Source organism: Burkholderia cepacia, assembly GCF_001039005.1.
Taxonomy (GTDB): domain Bacteria; phylum Pseudomonadota; class Gammaproteobacteria; order Burkholderiales; family Burkholderiaceae; genus Burkholderia; species Burkholderia theae.
In genome coordinates this window covers 88,149-106,845 of sequence record NZ_LDWR01000033.1, presented here as the reverse complement: position 1 = coordinate 106,845, position 18,697 = coordinate 88,149, and the positions used below count along the sequence as shown (strand labels likewise).

Here is an 18,697-nt window from a genome sequence, read left to right as displayed (position 1 = left end):
CGACCCACTGGTCAGGCCGTTACTGCACCATGTTGTTCAGCTCGATGATCGGCAGCATCACGGCCAGCACGATCACGAGCACGATGCCGCCCATCGCCAGGATCAGCAGCGGTTCCAGCAGGCTCGTCAGGAACATCGTGCGGCGTTCCAGCTCGCGCGCCTCGCCTTCGGCCGCGCGGTCGAGCATCGTCGTCACGTCGCCCGTCGCCTCGCCGGAACGGATCAGGTGCACGAGCACCGGCGGAAACGTCTTCACGTTGTTCAGCGCGCGCGACAGCGCGGAGCCTTCGCGCACGCGCACGATCGCGTCGTCGATGTTCGCGCGCATCGCACGGTTCGACAGCGTCTCGCCGGCCGCCTGCAAAGCGCGCAGGATCGGCACGCCGGCCGCGGTCAGGATGCCGAGCGTGCTCGCGAAGCGCACCGTGTTGTAGCCGCGCACGAGCTTGCCCGCGAGCGGCGCGGTCAGCACCCAGCGGTCGAACGCGAGCCGCGGCCCGTCGCGCGACAGCGTCGCCTTCACGAACCACACCACCAGCGCGACCGCGATCAGGATCGCCCACCACCAGTGCCGCACGAAATCCGACAGCGCCATCATCACGATCGTCAGCATCGGCAGCTGCTGTTTCGTGCTCGCGAACACGTTGACGACCTGCGGCACGACATAGCTCAGCAGGAACGTGACGATGCCGAACGCGATCAGCGTGACGATCCCCGGATACGTAAACGCCAGCAGGATCTTCTGCTTCAGCGCGTTGCTCTGCTCGATGTAGTCGGCGAGGCGCGACAGCACGATGCCGAGCTTGCCCGTGTGTTCGCCGGCCGCGACCAGCGCACGGTAGATTTCCGGGAAATCGCGCGGATGCTGGCCCAGCGCATTCGCGAGCGAATGGCCGCCGAGCACCTCGGCGCGGATCGCGGCCATCAGTTCGCGGATGTAGTCGCGTTCAGACTGCTCGGTCAGCACGCCGAGCGCCTCGTCGAGCGGCAGCCCGGCGATCAGCAGGCTCGCGAGCTGGCGCGTGAGGATCGCCTGTTCGCGCTGCGACAGCTTGCGGCCGAACGCGAGCCGCTGCGAACGCGCGCCGCGCGTCGCGCTGGCGGCCGGCTCGACGACGAGCGGCGTGAGCCCCTGCGTGCGCAACTGGCCACGCGCGGACCGCGCGCTGTCGGCATCGATGACGCCTTTCTGCGCGCGTCCCGCCGAATCGATTGCTTCGAAACGGAATGCCGGCATCGCGCTATGCGCCTCCCGTCACGCGCAGCACTTCCTCGAGCGACGTCGCACCGGCCGCAAGCCAGCGCTCGGCGTCGTCGCGCAGCGTGCGCATCCCCTCCGCGCGGCCGGCGGCCAGAATCTCGGCATCGGCCGCGTTGCGATGGATCAGCGCGCGGATCGAGTCGTCGACCAGCAGCAGTTCGTATACGCCGCGCCGGCCCGAGTACCCGGAATGCCCGCACTTGTCGCAGCCGACCGGATGCCACACGGTGCGGCCATCCTCGTGCCGCTCTTCCTTGCAGACGGGGCAGAGCTGCCGCACCAGACGCTGCGCGAGCACGCCGAGCAGCGACGACGCGAGCAGGTAAGGCTCGACGCCCATGTCGGTCAGACGCGTGACGGCCGATGCCGCATCGTTCGTGTGCAGCGTCGCGAGCACGAGGTGGCCCGTCAGCGACGCCTGCACCGCGATCTGCGCGGTTTCGAGGTCGCGGATTTCGCCGATCATGATCACGTCCGGATCCTGGCGCAGGATCGAGCGCAGCGCACGGGCAAAGGTCATCCCGATCCGCTCGTTCACCTGCGTCTGGCCGATGCCGCCGAGATCGTATTCGATCGGGTCCTCGACGGTCATGATGTTGGTCGTCGCGGTTTCGAGCCGCGACATCGACGCATACAGCGTCGTCGTCTTGCCCGAACCCGTCGGGCCCGTGACGAGCACGATACCGTGTGGGCGGGCGATCAGCTTGTCGAACTCGCGCAGCGTGTCGCGGCCCATCCCGAGCGCTTCGAGGTTCAGGCGCTGCGCATCCTTTTCCAGCAGACGCAGCACCGCGCGCTCGCCGTGGCCGGTCGGCAGCGTCGACACACGCACGTCGACCGGCCGGCCGCCGACGCGCAGCGTGATGCGGCCGTCCTGCGGCAGGCGTTTCTCCGCGATGTCGAGCTGCGCCATGATCTTGATCCGCGAGATCAGTGCGCCGTGCAGCGCCTTCTTCGGGCGCACGACGTCGCGCAGCGTCCCGTCGACGCGAAAGCGCACGACCGACGCATTCTCGAACGGCTCGATGTGAATGTCCGATGCGTGTTCGCGCGCCGCTTGCGTGAGCAGCGCGTTGATCATCCGGATGATCGGCGCGTCGTCTTCCGATTCGAGCAGATCCTCGACTTCGGGGATGTCCTGCATCAGCCGCGACAGGTCGACTTCGCCTTCGACCTCGCCGACCACCTGCGCGGCGCTGCCGTCATGACGCGAGTAGGCCTGGTTGATCGCCTGCGCGAGTTCGTCGACCGGCACGCGGTGCACGGAAATCGAGCCGAAATTGCGCGCGATTTCCGCGAGCGCGGCGTCGCTCGTGCGTTCGCTGATCCACACCTCGAGCGTGTCGTCGAGCTGATGCGCGATCAGCACCTGGCCGCTCTTCGCGAAGCCGTACGGCAACAGGCGCGCGGCGAGCGGCGACGGCGGCTGCCGTTCGGCCGGCGCGCCGTCGTGGGCGGAAGACGCGAGCACGTCGCTCACTGCGAGGCTCCCGGCGTGGCGGTCAGCGGCTGTTGCGGCACCGCCTGCAGCGGTACGCCCTGCGGCTGCGCGGGCGCCTGTTCGGCCGGCGGTGCCACCTGGCGCTGCATCTGCTGGCGGCGCATCTTGTCGAGATCGAACAGGTTTCCGGCCGGCGTGCCGCCCTGGCTCGGGCCCAGCGGCATCGGCGGGACGACCGGATCGTCCTTGTCGCGGATCACGTTGTTGTCCGACTTGTATGCGCCCGTCACACCCTGGATGTAGTCGTAGCGGTTGGCCGTGACTTCCTGCGCGGTACTGCGATCCGAAATGATCACCGGACGCAGGAACACCATCAGGTTGGTCTTCTGGCGCTGCTTCGATTCCGAACGGAACAACTGGCCGATCCACGGGATGTCGCCGAGCAGCGGTACCTTGCTGTTCGCCACCTGGTAGTTGTCCTGCATCAAACCGCCGAGCACGATGATCTCGCCGTTGTCCGCGAGGATCGTCGACTGGATCGAGCGCTTCGTGAAGGTCGGGCCGGTCTGCGCGTTCGTGGTACTGCTGACGACCGCCGAATCCTCCGTGTAGAGCTGCAGCTTCAGGATTCCGCCTTCGGTAATTTGCGGCTTCACGTGCAGCGTCAGGCCGACGTCGCGACGGTCGTAGGTATTGAACGCATTGCTCGTCGTGCCGCTCGTCAGGTTCGAATACGACCCGGTCGCGATCGGCACGTTCTGGCCGACGACGATCTTCGCCTCTTCGTTGTCGAGCGTGATCAGGTTCGGCGTCGACAGCACGTTCGCGTCGCTCACGCCCGCGAAATATTGCAGCAGCGCGCCGAGCCCCTGCACGCCGAACATGTTGTGCAACCAGCCGATGTTGAGGCCCTGGTTCAACCCCGCGATGTTGGCCGCCAGCCCAGTGGTGGCCGCCGTACCGCCGGTCGTCAGGTTGATGATGCTGTTGCCCGCCACGCTGCCCGCCGTGGCCGCCAGGTTCGTACCGCCGAGAAACTGGCCGCTCGCCACCTGCCACTGGATGCCGAGGTTGCCCTGCGTCGTCGAGTTCAGCTCGACGATCAGCGCTTCGATATAGACCTGCGCGCGCCGCGCGTCGAGCTGGTCGATCACCGAGCGCAGGTTCCGGTAGACCGGATCGGACGCGGTGATGATCAGCGAGTTGGTCGCCGCATCAGCCTGGATCATCCCGCCCGGCTGGTTGTCGTCGCCCTTGTCCTTGTCGCCGCCGAGCAGGCCGGCGGTGCCGAGACCACCGCCGCTGCCCGACGAACCGCCGTACCCGGACGACGATGACGACGAGCCGCCGAGGCCGCCCGACGGCAGCGGCGGGGTGCCGGACGTGCCGGTCGAGAAGTTGCCGCTCGACGACGAGCCGCCGCTCTGGTTGAAGCTGTTCGCATCGTTCGACGACGCCGACGAGCCGCTGTCGTTGCCGCCCTTGCCGAGCATCCCGCGCAGCGTCTTCGCGAGCTTGGTCGCATCGGCGTTGCGCAGCGGCACGACGTGCATGTTGCCGGGCACCGCGCTCGGTGCGTCGAGCTGCTGCACGAGGCGCTTCGCGGCCGCGAGGCGCGCACCGTTCGACGCGCGCAGCATCAACGAGTTGGTACGCGGATCGGCCGTGACCGACACCTTCAGCGTCGCGTCGCTGTTGCCGATCGCGCCCGGGTCGAGCATTTTCTGCAGTTGCGCGGCGAGGTCGATCGCGTTCGCGTTGCGCAGCGGCACGACCTGCACCTGCGCACCCGCGGCGCTGTCGACGCCCGCGATGATCTGCGCGATGCGACGCACGTTGTCCGCGTAATCGGTCACGACGAGCGTGTTGTTCGCCGGGTAGGCCGTCACCGTGTTGTTCGGCGAGATCAACGGCCGCAGCACGGGCAGCAGGTTGTTCGCCGATTCATTGTGCAGCTCGAACACCTGCGTGATCACCTGGTCGCCGCGCGCCTGCGGCGCATTGCCGACATAGGTCGGCACGCCCTGCAGCTTCGCGTCGGCCTCGGGCACGACCTTCAGCACGCCGTGATCCTGCACGAGCGCGAAGCCCTGCATGCGCAACGCCGACTGCAGCGTCTTCAGCGCCTGGTCTTCCGGCACCGGGCGTTCGGCAACGAGGTTGAGCTGCCCCTTCACGCGAGGGTCGACGATGATGGTCTTGCCGGTCGCGGCGCCGATCGCCTTGGCGACCTGGTCGATATCCGCGTTGACGAAGTTGAGCGTGACCTGAGCGTAGGCGGCCTGCGAGACGATGATGCCGGCGACGATCAGGGTCGTGGCAACGCGCCGCATAACGAAGCGATTTCTTGTCATGGATGAATGGGTCGATGCCGGCTCAGGCCACTTCCGGCGGTAGTGCTGGGATCCAAGTCCGAAAGAGGCGACATTAGCAGTTTTTCATGTCCGAAATATCACATTGATCAGAGGACTGTCTCACATACGACATGTGATCGGCCAACCGTATGCAATATGTAATATTTTGAGCTACCCTCGGCATGCCGGCCATCGCCCCGTTTCTCGATGAACCGACATGGAAATACGGTATAACCGGACTGCTGCATGCATGCCTGTCGCAACCTGACGGACTGTCGGTATGATACGGGCGGCGCGTTTCTCGCCGTACTGGTAATAGACACGGGTTTTCCCGACCTTCGCGCAATTCCTTTTCGTTTCCGCACCATGAACAGACGGTTCGCTTCGATCGTGTTGATCGCCGCCGGCGCGTGGTTCGCCAGCGCAAACGCACGCGCGGATTGTTTCGACGAGGCGGCCAAATACCAGCAGGTCAATCCGCTGATCCTGCGCGCGATCGCATGGCAGGAGTCGCATAACCGGCCCGACGCGCTGAACAAGAACACCAACGGCTCGGTCGACTACGGCCTGATGCAGATCAATTCGATCCATCTGCCGACGCTGTCGCGCTACGGAATCGGCCGCGACACGCTGATGGAACCGTGCAAGAACGTGTACATCGCCGCGTGGCATCTCAAACAGAAGATGAACCGCTACGGCAACACGTGGCAGGCCGTCGGCGCCTATCATTCGGAAACACCGTCGCTGCGCGACAAGTACGCGCGGCAGATCGCCGGCATCCTGTCGCAATGGAAGCTGCTGCCGCCCGTGCAATGACGCTGCGCCGCATCGCGGCCTGACGCCGTGCCGGCCGGCCGGCGCGCGTTTGATGCACAATGCGGGCTCACGCCGCAACTTCGCCCGTTCGCGGGCCGATCGCGCCCCGGAAGGGCGCCGCGGCCGCTTTTTCATTTTTTCCGTTGGTGCGTACCGCAATGAACCAGCCGTTGCCCGTCACCGTGCTGTCCGGCTTCCTCGGCGCCGGCAAGACCACGCTGCTCAACCATATCCTCGCGAACCGCGCGGGCCTGAAAGTCGCCGTGATCGTCAACGATCTCGCGGCGGTCAACATCGACGCGTCGCTCGTGCGCGACGCGCAGGCGCTGTCGCACGTCGAGGAACGCCTCGTCGAAATGTCGAACGGCTGCATCTGCTGCACGCTGCGCGACGACCTGCTCGTCGAGATCCGCAACCTCGCGTCCGAGGGCCGCTTCGACGCGATCATGATCGAATCGACCGGTATCGCGGAACCGATGCCGATCGCCGAAACCTTCACGTTCGTCGACGACGACGGCACGTCGCTGTCGAAAATCGCGCGGCTCGACACGCTCGTTACCGTGGTCGACGCATACAACTTCCTGCGCGACTACGGCTCCGACGACGCGCTCGCGACGCGCGGCATCGCCGCGTCGGAAGAAGACGACCGCACGCTCGTCGAGCTGCTGATCGAGCAGATCGAATTCTGCGACGTGCTGGTGATCAACAAGGCCGACCTCGTCGCTGCCGACGAACTCGCGCGCCTGCAGCACATCCTCGCGCGACTCAATCCGCGCGCGCATCAGGTCGTGTCGACGTTCGGCAACATTCCGCTGACTGAAGTGCTGAACACGGGCCGCTTCGATTTCGACGAGGCTGCGAATGCGCCGGGCTGGCTCGCGTCGCTCGATCACGATCACACGCATTGCGACGACCCCGACTGCCACGATCAGCATCACGCGCATGTGCACGGCGAAGCCGACGAATTCGGGATCGGCAATTTTGTTTACCGCGCACGCCGGCCGTTTCATCCGGCGCGACTCTGGGCGCTGCTGCATCAGGAGTGGCCGGGCGTGTTGCGCAGCAAGGGCTTCTTCTGGCTCGCGACGCGCAACGACATCGCGGGTTCGCTGTCGCAAGCGGGCGGCGTATGCCGGCATGGCCCGGCGGGTCTGTGGTGGGCCGCGCAGGATCGCTCGGAATGGCCGGACGACGACGATCTGCTCGGCGAAATCCGCGCCGAATGGCAGGGCGATCTCGACGATCGCACGGTCGGCGATCGCCGGCAGGAACTCGTGCTGATCGGCATCGCGCTCGACGCCGATGCATGGCGCGAGAAACTCGATGCGTGCCTGCTGACCGATGCGGAATTCGCGCTCGGCGCGGCGGGATGGAGCGCGTTCGACGATCCGTTCCCGGCGTGGGATGTCGATTCGCACGACGACGACGATCACGGCGACACGCAGATCGTGCACGCGTAACGGCTTGTAAAACAACCGTTAAATCTTGCAAGAGCGGCGCGGACTGTGGCGAAAATGCCGCGCGCGCCCAACAAAAAACCCGCCGAGAGGCGGGTTTTTTCTGGAACAGGCGCTGGTTTAACGCTTGTTGACGGCGTCCTTGAACGCCTTGCCAGCCGTGAACTTGACCGTCTTGGCTGCCGGGATCTTGATGGTTTCGCCGGTCTTCGGGTTGCGGCCCGTACGTGCTGCGCGCTTGCCCGAACCGAAGCTGCCGAAGCCGATCAGCTGAACCGCATCACCCTTCGACACGGCCTTCTTGATGACTTCGAGCAGCGTGTCCAGCGTTTCGCCGGTTTGAGCCTTGCTGGCGCCCGTTTGGGCGGCGACGGCGTCGATCAGTTCCTGTTTGTTCATTAAGGTTCCTTTATCAGGTTAGGTTGACACGAACAGCGCGAACGCGCCGATTATACGTGCGCGAACCGTGCCGTCGAGAGTCAGACTCCGACGACACAGCGCCGAATCCTGGCCCGCGCGACGCGCCCTCCGGCTTGCCGGCGGCCACCCCGCGGTACGGCGTTGCTATGATAGCGCAGCGCAAACCCAATAACGACAAGGGTTTCAAAGATTTTCATCGGTATTTCGCCGAATGAATCGTCGATTGCCCGTTTTTTGACCTGCGCCAACCGGACAGGATACGCAGCGCGGTCCGCCCGTGCGCCGCCCCGTTGGCCTTTTCCAACGGCCGCTCGGACGACCCCGCGCAATCCCTTGCCAGGCTTGGCTGCCACGTTTTTTGTTTCGCATGCCCGACCGACTTGTTCCCGCCACGCTCGCGCTTCGCGACGACGGCACGCTCGTTTCGCCCGAGTTCGGCGACCTCCATCGCGGCGCGTCAGGCGCACTCGCGCACTCGCATCGCGCGTTCGTCGCGGGCAACGGGCTGCCGGCGCGCTGGCACGGCCGCCGCACGTTCACGATCGTCGCGACGCGCTTCGGCGCGGGCGACAGCTTCCTGTCGACCTGGGCCACGTGGCGCGACGACCCCGCACGCTGCGAGCGGCTGCATTTCGTCGCGGTCGAGCCGCGCCCGTTCTCGCGCGACGACCTGCGCCGCGCGCTTTCCCATATCGTTGCGAACACAACCATATCGGCGGACGTCGATGCGCTCGTCGACGCATGGCCGATGCTCGTGCCGGGCCTGCACCGGCTCGAATTCGATGCGGGGCGCGTGGTGCTCACGCTCGCATTCGGCGATGCGATCGACAGGTTGACGAAGCTCGTCGCGCGCGCCGATGCATTCTGTCTCGACGGCGTCGCAGCATCGGACGACACGGATCAGTGGTCGAACGACGTGGTCCGTGCATGCGCGAAGATCGCCGGCGAAGGCGCGACGTTTGCGACGCATGTGCATTCCGACGCCATGAAGCATGCACTCGGCGAAGCAGGCTTCACGTATAGCGAAGTCGACGATCTGCTCGTCGGCGAATATGCGCCACGCTGGCGCTCACGCCGGCACGAGCCGCCGCGCGCACTGCCCGTCGCGACGCGCCGCGCGATCGTGATCGGCGCGGGCCTGGCGGGCTGCGCGGTCGTCGAACGTCTGGTCGCGCGCGGCTGGGACGTCACGCTGATCGAGCGGCACGAACGGATCGCAAGCGAAGCGTCGGGCAATCCGGCCGGTGTATTCCACCCGCTGATGACGCGCGACGACAACGTCGCGAGCCGGCTCACGCGCAGCGGCTTCCTGCACGCGATCGCACGCTGGCGTGCGCTCGAACGTGCAGGTCATGCGTTCGCGCGCAGCACGCACGGGATGATCCATCTCGCCGAATCTGCTGACGATTTCGCGCGGATGCGCGACGCATTCGATGCGTTCGGCGCGCCGTCCGACTATGCATCGCTGCTCGATGCCGATGCCGCGCGCGCCCATCTGAACCTGCCGGTCGCGCATGGCGGCCTGCTGTTTCCGCATGGCGGCGCCGTCTGGCCGGCGGGGCTTTGCGCGGCGCAATGCGCGGCGGCCGGCGAACGCGTGCGATTGCTCGCCTCCACCGGCGTCGCGCGGCTCGAGCGGCGGGGCGACACGTGGCATGCGCTCGACGCGGCGGGTAGCACGCTGGCCGAAGCCCCCGTCGTGGTGCTCGCGAACGCAGGCGACGCCGTGCGTCTCGCCGGGCTGCAGCATGTCGCGCTGCAACCGGTGCGCGGCCAGCTCACGCTGCTGCCGCCCGGCAGTGCGGCGCCGCTGCCATGTCCGACGATCGGCGACGGTTACGCGGTGCCGCTCGACGACGGCACGCTGCTAATCGGCGCGACGTTCGAACCCGACGACGTCGATCCCGCGATGCGTACGGCCGGCCACGTCGAAAATCTCGACCGCGTGCGGCACCTGCTGCCGGGCCTGATCGGCGACCTGCCGGACGTCGGCACGCTGGGCGGCCGCGTCGCATTCCGCTGGGTCGTCGCCGACCGTCTGCCGCTGATCGGCCCGCTCGCCGACGAAGCGCAGGCCGTCGCGAACGCACGCGCGCTGAGCGGCGCCAAGGCGCGCGACCTGCCGCGCATGCCCGGCCTCTACGGCGCCTTCGGCTTCGGCTCGCGCGGCCTCGTATGGGCCGCCCTCGGCGCCGAACTGATTGCATCGCAACTCGAAGGCGAGCCGTGGCCGCTCGAGCGCGAACTCGCCGAAGCCGTCGACCCGGCACGCTTCCTGATCCGCGCACTGCGCGCTCGCCGCATCGCCTCGGCCGGCTGACCGGCCGCACGCATCCGTCACAGTTTCCCGATTTTCCTGTGCAAGGTTATCCACCCGTTGCTGTGGATAACCTTGCGAAATCCACACGCACTTCGTGTGTAATCACAGTGGACGTAAACTGGGTAACTCCACACAGCTGTGAGAGGGGCCAAAAGTTGCTCAACTCAAACCTCTGTGCACGAACAGCCTGTGCAACGGGTTATGGCTTCTGCAAAGCATTGATCCGTCAGCGTAAACTGAAGTTATCCACAGAACTGTGCCGGCCTTGTTAACTTCTACTACGTATATATACAAGTAAACCTTTGAAACCAAAGACCTGTGGTGCCGCACAGCGCCGCGAGTCGATTCAATGGGTTCCAGACCGAAAAAGCTGTGGCACAATCGGTGTCCTTCGCGTTCGTTCGGCCAGGCGCCGGACATGCTTCAATGGAACGGTCGGCACGTTTTCGAATCTGAATCTTCGAGACTGCGCTGTCCGTTCACACACCAGGCCGACAATCCAGATCGGCAATCTGTGCGACGTTCCGCCGAGTGGCGGAACAGGCGGATCCCATGTCCCGCCGTCGTCGACCACAACAATCAAATTCGGGGCGACACCCAGCCGGCGCGCATCCATTTCTGACGTTTGACCCTGCGTCGCTGGCGGTTGCTTCCAAAGGAGAAGTCACCACGATGAAGTCGGCGTTCTCATTTCTGCCCAACTGGCCGCTTGCGCCGGATGCCGTGTTCTGGGCCGGGCTCGCGTTGTTCGCGGCCGGCCTGTGCGGCGAGCTGTGCTATCGCGCGTGGCGCCTGCCGCGCATTACCGGCTATGCGGTGATCGGTTTGATCGCCGGTTCGTTCGGGTTCGGCGTGATCGACGCGAGCACCGACGAAACCTCGCGGCTGCTGATCGACGTCGCGCTCGGCCTGCTGCTGTTCGAGCTCGGCAGCCGCCTCGACCTGCGCTGGATCCGGCGCAATCCATGGCTTATCGCGTCGAGCCTTGCCGAAGCCACGCTGACGTTCGTGCTCGTGCTGTTCGTGATGCTCGCGCTGGGCGTATCGGGGATGGTCGCGCTGGTGCTGTCGGCGATCGCGATCGCGACGTCGCCGTCGATGGTGATCCAGCTCAAGACCGAACTGCGCGCGGAAGGGCAGGTGTCGCAGCGGCTCATCACGCTCACAGCGCTCAACAGCGTGTACGCGATCGTGCTGACCAAGCTCGTGACCAGCTGGCTCCACCAGGAAGCGTACGGCAACGTTTTCGCGACGATCCTGCAGCCGCTCTACCTGATCGCCGGCTCGTTCATCGTCGCGTACCTGGTCGCGCGTTCGTGCAATTTCCTGTTCCGCCACATGACGTCGACGATGCGCGACGAGCATTCATTCGTCGCACTGTTCGGGCTCGTGATGCTTGCGATCGCGGTGGCACAGGCGCTGAAGCTGTCGACGCTGCTCACGCTGCTGCTCGCCGGCATCATCGTGAAGAACCTCGAAGCGCGTCCGCAGCTGTGGCCCGAGCACTTCGGCACGGCCGGCTGGCTGCTGACGGTGGTCCTGTTCGTGCTGACGCTCACGTCGTTCACGTGGGGCGACCTCGCGCTCGGCGGGCTGCTCGCGATCGTGCTGATCGTCACGCGGCTCGTCGCGAAGCTGGCCGGCGTCGTCGCGTTCGCGAAGCCGAGCGGCATCGGGATGAAGCAGGGCGTCGCGCTCGGCATCGCACTCACGCCGATGTCCGCGCTGTCGTACCTGCTCGTCGACGACACCTACCAGCTGTATCCGAATTTCGACCCGCACCTGCGCGCGATCGTGATGTGCACGATCGTGGTCTTGCAGCTCGTCAGTCCGTTCGTCGTCTACCGATGCCTGTCGGCGGTCGGTGAACGCAGCGACAGCAACTGATTCAGGAACCTGCCATGGCACTCGAAACCTTCGTCAATTCCGAACCGTTCACGTTCGGCGTCGAACTGGAGATCCAGGTCGTCAACACGCACAACTACGACCTGACCAAGGCTGCATCCGACCTGATGCGCCTGATCCAGGGCGAGACCTTTCCGGGCAACATCACGCCGGAAATCACCGAGAGCATGATCGAGCTGTCGACCGGCATCTGCCATACGCACGAGCAGGCGGTCAGCGAGCTCCATGCGATCCGGGACGTGCTCGTGAAGGCGGCCGACCAGCTCAACGTCGGGCTCGCCGGCGGCGGCACGCACGCGTTCCAGCAATGGAGCGACCGGCAGATCTACGACGCGCCGCGCTTCCAGTACATCTCCGAGCTGTACGGCTATCTGGCCAAACAGTTCACCGTGTTCGGCCAGCACGTCCACATCGGCTGTCCCGATTCCGACAGCGCGCTGTTCCTGCTTCACTCGATGTCGCGCTTCATTCCGCACTTCATCGCGCTGTCCGCGTCGTCGCCGTTCGTGCAGAACGTCGACACGGGCTTCCAGTCGGCACGCCTGAATTCGGTGTTCGCGTTCCCGCTGTCGGGCCGCGCGCCGTTCGTGCTGACCTGGGACAGCTTCGAGGAGTACTTCACGAAGATGGTGAACACGGGCGTCGTCAACTCGATGAAGGACTTCTACTGGGACATCCGCCCGAAGCCCGGCTTCGGCACGATCGAGGTGCGCGTGATGGATACGCCGCTGTCGGTCGACCGTGCGGCGGCGATCGCCTGCTACATCCAGACGCTCGCGCGCTACCTGCTGACCGACCGGCCGCTGAAGCTGTCGGAGGACGACTACCTCGTCTACACGTTCAACCGTTTCGAAGCGTGCCGCTTCGGGCTCGAGGGCACTTGCGTGAATCCTCAGACGGGTGAACGCCGCACGATCGCGGAAGACATCCTCGACACGCTCGACCGGATCGCGCCGCATGCGGCCGCGCTCGGCTCGCGCGCGGCGCTCGACGAGATCGGCGCGCTGGCAAAAGCGCGCGTGAACGACGCATCGTGGTTGAGAACCGTTTTCAAACAGGAAAAATCACTGAACGAGACGGTCCGCCAGCAGTGCTTACGGTGGCGTGAATGAAAAAATGTTTTGCAGATTGCAGGCTCGACCGCATCGCGATTCGCTGAACGACGCTCGGCCCGGATTCAGGCCGAAATCGTTGCCAGTCGTCCTGAAAATCTGTGGATAACTCAATATTCTGCTGCAAAGTCAATGGTCTGCGGGTGGGATAACCCGGTGGATCATTGCCATTCCCCCGATGGCCGATCCGAACAGGAAAATGTTTGCGCGCCCCGTTCCGCGGGCGCGCGGCATTGCAGGCACAACGAAAAATTTCAGTTATCCAGCGATTTTCCACAGAATGCAGGGGATAACTTAGCTGTGCGATTTTCCACTGTCGCTTAGAATGTCGGCTTTGCGGACACCGGAACGACGCGTGTCTCACCGGTCGCCGCGAACGCGACCGCCGCGTGTGCCTCGCGACGGCCGTGCTGACGCACTCGCAAGAGCGCGTCTGATTTGAGATAGACATTTGATCTCCACACTACGGCCGCTCGGCAATCCGGGCGGCGGCAAAGCGAAAAGACTATGAGCGAAGGCGTTTACGGGAACCAGGCTTCGGGACGTGTCACCCACAGCCTGCTGCGGTTGAGTACGGCCATGCGAAGCCAGGCATGGGATTGGGCGGAAGGCGCGGGCCTTACGCCGACGCAGGGCGAGATTCTCGTGCTGCTGCTGCAGCGCAAGGGTCCGATGCGGCTCGGCGAGATCGCGCGCGAGACGCAGCTCACCGCGGCCACCACGAGCGATGCGGTCAGCACGCTCGAGACGAAGGGGCTCGTCGAGAAGCGCCGTGCGCTGGACGATGGCCGCGCGCTGGCCGTGCGCCTGTCGGCCCGCGGCCGTACGGCCGCGAAGAAGGCGCTGCAATGGCCGGAATTCCTGACGAAAGCGGTCGGCAAGCTCGGCGCGGACGAGCAGGGCGCACTGTATCGCGCGCTGCTGAAGACGCTGCGCGAGCTGCAGGTGGCCGGTGCGACGCCGCCGCAGCGCATGTGCGTGACGTGCGCCCACTTCCAGCCGGGCAAGTTGTCGAAGAAGACCGTGCATCACTGCGCGGCGCTCGACATCTCGATGTCCGACAGCGACTTGCGTCTCGACTGCTCGGTGCAGGAAGAGGCCGACGCGGCGACGCAGAAGAAGACCTGGAAGATTTTCGCCGGCTGACGTCCGTCGATCGACCGGGAGGCCGATGATGAACGCTGAAGTCGTGGCGATCCGCCACGTGCATTTCGAGGATCTCGGGAGCTTCGAGCAGGTGCTCGGCGAACGGGGCCGGCGGGTGCGCTACGTCGATGTCGGGTCGTCGCGGGTCGAGGTGCTCGACGCGCTCGCGCCGTCGCTGTTCGTCGTGCTCGGCGGGCCGCTCAGCGTGTACGACGATGCGCAGTATCCGACGATCGCGCCGCTCGCGGCGCTCGTGCGTCAGCGCATCGACGCGGGGCTGCCGATCCTCGGCATCTGCCTCGGCGCTCAGTTCATCGCCCGTGCGCTCGGCGCGCGCGTCTATCCGGCTGCGCAGCACGAACTCGGCTGGGCGCCGCTGACGCTCACCGATGCCGGCCGCGCGTCGCCGCTGCGCCATCTCGATGGCGCGGCGACGTCGATGCTGCACTGGCACGGCGACACGTTCGACCTGCCGGGCGGTGCGATTCATCTCGCGTCGACGCCGGCGTGCCGCCACCAGGCATTCGCGTGGGGGCAGCACGTGCTGGCGCTGCAGTGTCATCCGGAAATCCGCGCCGACCGTTTCGAACCCTGGCTGATCGGGAATGCGGGCGAAATCGCCGCGACGCCCGGCATCGACGCGCGCCAGTTGCGCGCCGATACCGCGCAGCACGGCCCCGCGCTCGAGACGGCCGCGCGGCGCATGTTCGCGGAGTGGCTCGACAGCGTCGGGCTCTGACGTCGCGGGCGGCGCCGGTCGCCGCGAACCTGTTGCCCGGCCTGCATCCGTTGCAGGCCGGCGTGTCGCTGCGTTCCCGGCGTTTCCAGCATCGCCGGCAAGCTGCCGGCCGCACCTGACCATCCCCTTACTGCCGCCCACGGCACCTGCACGCTTCGGGCCTGCGTGCTACGCTCGTTCGCTCTTTCCCTTCCTGGCGAGCGGCCTCCATGACTGCGCTGTTTTCCCCGTTCACGCTGCGCGGCGTGACTCTTCCGAACCGGATCGTGATCTCCCCGATGTGCCAGTATTCGGCCGAGCGCGGCGAAGCGACCGACTGGCACATGATTCACCTCGGCCATCTCGCGCTGTCCGGCGCGGGGCTGCTCTGCATCGAGGCGACCGCGGTCGAACCCGACGGGCGCATCACGCATGGCGACCTCGGCCTGTGGGACGACGTGACCGAAGCCGCGCTGAAGCCCGTGCTGGCCGCGATCCGCAAGCATTCGCCGATCCCCGTTGCGATGCAGTTGTCGCATGCGGGGCGCAAGGCGTCGAGCGCCGGGCCGTGGGAGGGCGGCCAGCTCGTGTCCGTCGCCGACGGCGGCTGGCTGCCGCACGGGCCGTCGGCCGTGCCGCACAAGGACGGCGAGACGCCGCCGCTCGCGCTCGATGCCGCGGGCCTGAATCGGATCCGCGCAGCGTTCGCGGCCGCCGCGAAGCGCGCGGCGCGGCTCGGCATCGACGCGATCGAAGTGCACGCGGCGCACGGCTACCTGCTGCACCAGTTCCTGTCGCCGCTCGCGAACCAGCGCACCGACGAATACGGCGGCTCGCTCGAAAACCGGATGCGTTTTCCGCTCGAGATCTTCGAGATCGTGCGCGCGGCGTTTCCGGAAGATCGGCCGGTCGGCGTGCGCGTGTCCGCGACCGACTGGGTCGAAGGCGGCTGGGAGCTCGACGACACGATCGCGTTCGCGCACGAACTGAAGCGTCGCGGCTGCGACTGGATCGACGTGTCGTCCGGCGGCGTATCGCCGCTGCAGAAGATTCCGCTGTCGCCCGGCTATCAGGTGCCGTTCGCGCAGGCCGTGAAGCGCGCGGTCGGCATGCCGACGATGGCGGTCGGCCTGATCAACGAGCCCGCGCATGCGAACCGGCTCATCGAGTCCGGCGATGCCGATTTCGTCGCGATGGCGCGCGCGATGCTGTACGACCCGCGCTGGCCGTGGCATGCGGCGGCCGAGCTCGGCGCGCAGGTGACGGCGCCGCCGCAGTACTGGCGCTCGCAGCCGCGCGAGCACAAGGCGTTGTTCGGTGACATCGCCTTCGGCCAGCGTTGAGTGTCAAGCGCGCAATATTGAGCGCGATGTTGAACGAAGCAATCGTGAACGTGTAGGATGCGGGTGATTCGCCGCATGCCCCGACGCGGCACCAACCGGTGCCGCGTTTTCGTTTCGCGCGACGCCAGGCCGCGATCGCGGTCGTCTTCCATTCATTCGTCTTCACAAGGATTCGTTCGATGAGTTCACGCAGGATCGCGGTGCGCCGCTCGGGAGTACACGGCAAGGGCGTGTTCGCCGTGGCGCCGATCAAGGCCGGCGAGCGCGTAGTGGAATACAAGGGCGAACGAATTTCGTGGAAGGAAGCGCTGCGCCGCCATCCGCACGACCCGAGCGAGCCGAACCATACGTTCTACTTCGCACTGGACGAAGGCGGCGTGATCGACGGCAAGATCGACGGCAACAGCGCGCGCTGGATCAACCATTCGTGCGCGCCGAACTGCGAAGCCGAGGAAGTCAAAGGCCGCGTGTACATCCACGCGCTGCGCGACATCGGGTCGGAGGAGGAGTTGTTCTACGACTACGGCCTCGTGATCGACGCGAAGCTGACGAAGACGCTGAAGCGCGAATACGCGTGCCATTGCGGCGCGGCCGCGTGCCGCGGCACGCTGCTCGCGACGTCGGACGACGGCGAAAAGAAGAAAAAGAAGAAGGACAAGAAGGACGGCAAGTCCGAGTCCAAATCGAAGGACAAGAAAAGCAAGAAGTAACGCAGGCGGCGGCGCACCGTGCGCCGTCGCTGCCGTTTCAGCGGACGGTTGCCGCACTGCGCAGCCGTTGTTCCTGCTTCTTGATCCGGCGGGCGAGCCGGCCAACGGTCGCCCGCCCGTCGTAAATCGCCGGGTGATCGCTCAGTGCGTCGACGCGGCCGCCGGCGTTTCGCTGGCCGGCTTCTCCGTGTGCCCGGCGAGCGGTACCCTCACCACGAAGCGCGAGCCGCCTCCCGACGCATCCTCGTACGACACGGTGCCGCCATGCATCGCGATGATGTCGTGCACGATCGCGAGACCGAGCCCGGCGCCGGTCTCGACGCCGTTGCCGCTTTGCGCGTCGCCGCGGAAGAAGCGCTTGAACAGGTCGGCCTGCTGGTTCGCGGGGACGCCCGGGCCGTTGTCCTCGACGACGATTTCGGCAGCCGGCTGGCCGTCCTCGAGTGCGCCGCGCGCGACGTTCACCGTGATCCGCGCGCCGTCCGGCCGCGCGAGCGGCACGTATTTCAGCGCATTGTCGAGCAGGTTCGCGATCACCTCGCGCAGCAGCACGGGGTTGCCACGCACGGTCAGCTTATGGTCGTCGCCGGGGTCGTCGCTGCGCTGGAAGCCGAGGTCGACATGCGATGCGAGCGCGCGCGGCACCCATTCGGCGCCCGTCTCGAACGCCATTGCCGCGAGGTCGACGTCGACGAAACGCGCGGCCTGTTCGCCCGGTTCCGCACGAGCGAGCGACAGCAGCTGGTTCGACAGCCGCACCGCGCGGTCGGCGGCCGCGCGCAGCTCGCGCACCGCGGCGAAGGTCTGGTGCGGATCGCGCGCGACGGCCGCCTGCTCGGCATGCAGCTTCACGGCCGTGAGCGGCGTGCGCAACTGGTGCGCGGCATCGGCGATGAACTTGCGCTGCGCGTCGAGCGCGGTCTTCAGGCGGCCGAGCAGCGCGTTCATCGCGCTCGTCAGCGGCCGGATCTCCAGCGGCACTTCAGTTTCGTCGACTGGCTCCAGCGACGTGTGGGTCTGCCGGTTCAGCGAATCGGCGAGATGCGTGAGCGGGCCGAGCTGCTGGTTCACGACGCGCCAGACAATGCCCCAGCCCGCGAGCAGCAGCAGCAGCAGCGGCATCATGATCGCGACGAGGAATTCGGCCGCGATCCGGTAGCGGTGCCGCACCGGCTGCGCGACCTCGACGACCATCGGCTTGCCGCCCTCGACGTCGTCGACGCGCACCTGCGCGACCCGCACCGCGCGGTTGTCGTACTCGGCCTCGAACACGTACGCATGATGCATGCGGCGCACGTTGATGCCCTGCAGCGGCAGCTTCGGATCGCCGGCGAGTTCCTGTTCGCCGTCGCTGATCCGGTAGATCAGCGCCTCGGCGGGATCGGAGAACATCGCCTGCGCGAGCGGCGGCACCGTGAACGGCGCGTCGGGGCCGGCGATCTGGATCTGTTTCGAGATGGCGGTCGCGAGATCGGCGAGCGAGCGGTCGATCACGTGCTGCGTGTATTGCCACGCGAGCCAGTAGGCGATCAGGCCGCTCATCAGCGCGAGCATCGACAGCGGCGCGGCGAGGCGCCGGAGCAGCGAGCGGCGCAGGCTGGTGGTCACAGCCGGATCAGGAGACATTTCGACGGGCAAATGGATAAGCGCCGCTCACGGGGAGCGGCGCGGTCGTGCGCCGGGCGACGACGCGG

At 66.4% G+C, this 18,697-nt stretch carries 14 protein-coding genes; 9 read left to right on the top strand and 5 right to left on the bottom strand.

Features of this window, described 5'->3' with window-relative positions; genetic code table 11:
- Positions 1 to 19: 19 nt before the first annotated feature.
- From gspF to gspD, 3 genes are read right to left on the bottom strand one after another with little or no spacing between them, the layout of a single operon-like run.
- Complete coding sequence (gspF, locus tag VL15_RS19665) at positions 20 to 1,237, bottom strand: type II secretion system inner membrane protein GspF (protein WP_048247965.1); 1,218 nt, start codon at positions 1,235 to 1,237, stop codon at positions 20 to 22.
- 4 nt (positions 1,238 to 1,241) lie between these two features.
- Complete coding sequence (gene gspE, locus VL15_RS19660; RefSeq protein ID WP_048247963.1) at positions 1,242 to 2,741, bottom strand: type II secretion system ATPase GspE; 1,500 nt, start codon at positions 2,739 to 2,741, stop codon at positions 1,242 to 1,244.
- Positions 2,738 to 5,056 carry a type II secretion system secretin GspD gene (gspD, locus tag VL15_RS19655; RefSeq protein WP_048247961.1) on the bottom strand — a complete coding sequence of 773 codons (2,319 nt, stop codon included), beginning with the start codon at positions 5,054 to 5,056 and terminating at the stop codon, positions 2,738 to 2,740. Before gspD ends, gspE begins: the two co-directional genes overlap by 4 nt.
- Positions 5,057 to 5,422: 366 nt before the next feature.
- On the opposite strand from gspD, the gene VL15_RS19650 reads away from it, so the two are divergent.
- A complete protein-coding gene (locus VL15_RS19650) occupies positions 5,423 to 5,872 on the top strand; it encodes a lytic transglycosylase domain-containing protein (protein WP_048247960.1) in 450 nt (149 codons plus the stop codon).
- A gap of 146 nt (positions 5,873 to 6,018) precedes the next feature.
- Complete coding sequence (locus VL15_RS19645; RefSeq protein WP_329955956.1) at positions 6,019 to 7,332, top strand: GTP-binding protein; 1,314 nt, start codon at positions 6,019 to 6,021, stop codon at positions 7,330 to 7,332.
- 117 nt (positions 7,333 to 7,449) lie between these two features.
- Here the strand turns inward: VL15_RS19645 and VL15_RS19640 are convergent, their stop codons facing one another.
- Positions 7,450 to 7,728: an HU family DNA-binding protein gene (locus tag VL15_RS19640; protein WP_006401505.1), complete on the bottom strand. Its 279-nt coding sequence runs from the start codon at positions 7,726 to 7,728 to the stop codon at positions 7,450 to 7,452.
- A gap of 388 nt (positions 7,729 to 8,116) precedes the next feature.
- Here VL15_RS19640 and mnmC point away from each other — a divergent pair, with 388 nt between their 5' ends.
- The 7 genes from mnmC to VL15_RS19605 all read left to right on the top strand — a co-directional run bounded on the left by mnmC (position 8,117) and on the right by VL15_RS19605 (position 17,003).
- Positions 8,117 to 10,069 carry a bifunctional tRNA (5-methylaminomethyl-2-thiouridine)(34)-methyltransferase MnmD/FAD-dependent 5-carboxymethylaminomethyl-2-thiouridine(34) oxidoreductase MnmC gene (mnmC, locus tag VL15_RS19635; RefSeq protein ID WP_048247955.1) on the top strand — a complete coding sequence of 651 codons (1,953 nt, stop codon included), beginning with the start codon at positions 8,117 to 8,119 and terminating at the stop codon, positions 10,067 to 10,069.
- Positions 10,070 to 10,741: 672 nt separating this feature from the next.
- Entirely contained in the window at positions 10,742 to 11,956 is a 1,215-nt protein-coding gene (locus VL15_RS19630) for a cation:proton antiporter (protein WP_048247953.1), read from the top strand.
- A gap of 14 nt (positions 11,957 to 11,970) precedes the next feature.
- Positions 11,971 to 13,086, top strand: coding sequence for a YbdK family carboxylate-amine ligase (locus VL15_RS19625; RefSeq protein WP_048247951.1), 1,116 nt, complete (start codon positions 11,971 to 11,973; stop codon positions 13,084 to 13,086).
- A 507-nt stretch (positions 13,087 to 13,593) separates the two neighbouring features.
- Positions 13,594 to 14,232: a MarR family winged helix-turn-helix transcriptional regulator gene (locus VL15_RS19620; protein ID WP_043184842.1), complete on the top strand. Its 639-nt coding sequence runs from the start codon at positions 13,594 to 13,596 to the stop codon at positions 14,230 to 14,232.
- 28 nt (positions 14,233 to 14,260) lie between these two features.
- Positions 14,261 to 14,971, top strand: a complete 711-nt coding sequence (locus VL15_RS19615) for a glutamine amidotransferase (RefSeq protein ID WP_048248023.1) — start codon at positions 14,261 to 14,263, stop codon at positions 14,969 to 14,971.
- A gap of 209 nt (positions 14,972 to 15,180) precedes the next feature.
- Complete coding sequence (locus VL15_RS19610; RefSeq protein ID WP_048247949.1) at positions 15,181 to 16,293, top strand: NADH:flavin oxidoreductase/NADH oxidase; 1,113 nt, start codon at positions 15,181 to 15,183, stop codon at positions 16,291 to 16,293.
- Between the two features lie 179 nt (positions 16,294 to 16,472).
- Positions 16,473 to 17,003, top strand: a complete 531-nt coding sequence (locus VL15_RS19605; protein WP_048247948.1) for an SET domain-containing protein — start codon at positions 16,473 to 16,475, stop codon at positions 17,001 to 17,003.
- Positions 17,004 to 17,144: 141 nt separating this feature from the next.
- Here VL15_RS19605 and VL15_RS19600 read toward each other — a convergent pair whose 3' ends face one another.
- Positions 17,145 to 18,629 carry a sensor histidine kinase gene (locus tag VL15_RS19600; RefSeq protein ID WP_048248022.1) on the bottom strand — a complete coding sequence of 495 codons (1,485 nt, stop codon included), beginning with the start codon at positions 18,627 to 18,629 and terminating at the stop codon, positions 17,145 to 17,147.
- Positions 18,630 to 18,697: the final 68 nt, after the last annotated feature.

Excerpts from the sequence above, each read along its gene's own strand:
- gspF (WP_048247965.1), bottom strand. The coding sequence starts at position 1,237 with ATGCCGGCATTCCGTTTCGAAGCAATCGATTCGGCGGGACGCGCGCAG.
- gspD (WP_048247961.1), bottom strand. The coding sequence starts at position 5,056 with ATGACAAGAAATCGCTTCGTTATGCGGCGCGTTGCCACGACCCTGATC.
- VL15_RS19650 (WP_048247960.1), top strand. The coding sequence starts at position 5,423 with ATGAACAGACGGTTCGCTTCGATCGTGTTGATCGCCGCCGGCGCGTGG.
- VL15_RS19640 (WP_006401505.1), bottom strand. The coding sequence starts at position 7,728 with ATGAACAAACAGGAACTGATCGACGCCGTCGCCGCCCAAACGGGCGCC.
- mnmC (WP_048247955.1), top strand. The coding sequence starts at position 8,117 with ATGCCCGACCGACTTGTTCCCGCCACGCTCGCGCTTCGCGACGACGGC.
- VL15_RS19630 (WP_048247953.1), top strand. The coding sequence starts at position 10,742 with ATGAAGTCGGCGTTCTCATTTCTGCCCAACTGGCCGCTTGCGCCGGAT.
- VL15_RS19625 (WP_048247951.1), top strand. The coding sequence starts at position 11,971 with ATGGCACTCGAAACCTTCGTCAATTCCGAACCGTTCACGTTCGGCGTC.
- VL15_RS19620 (WP_043184842.1), top strand. The coding sequence starts at position 13,594 with ATGAGCGAAGGCGTTTACGGGAACCAGGCTTCGGGACGTGTCACCCAC.
- VL15_RS19615 (WP_048248023.1), top strand. The coding sequence starts at position 14,261 with ATGAACGCTGAAGTCGTGGCGATCCGCCACGTGCATTTCGAGGATCTC.
- VL15_RS19610 (WP_048247949.1), top strand. The coding sequence starts at position 15,181 with ATGACTGCGCTGTTTTCCCCGTTCACGCTGCGCGGCGTGACTCTTCCG.
- VL15_RS19605 (WP_048247948.1), top strand. The coding sequence starts at position 16,473 with ATGAGTTCACGCAGGATCGCGGTGCGCCGCTCGGGAGTACACGGCAAG.
- VL15_RS19600 (WP_048248022.1), bottom strand. The coding sequence starts at position 18,629 with ATGTCTCCTGATCCGGCTGTGACCACCAGCCTGCGCCGCTCGCTGCTC.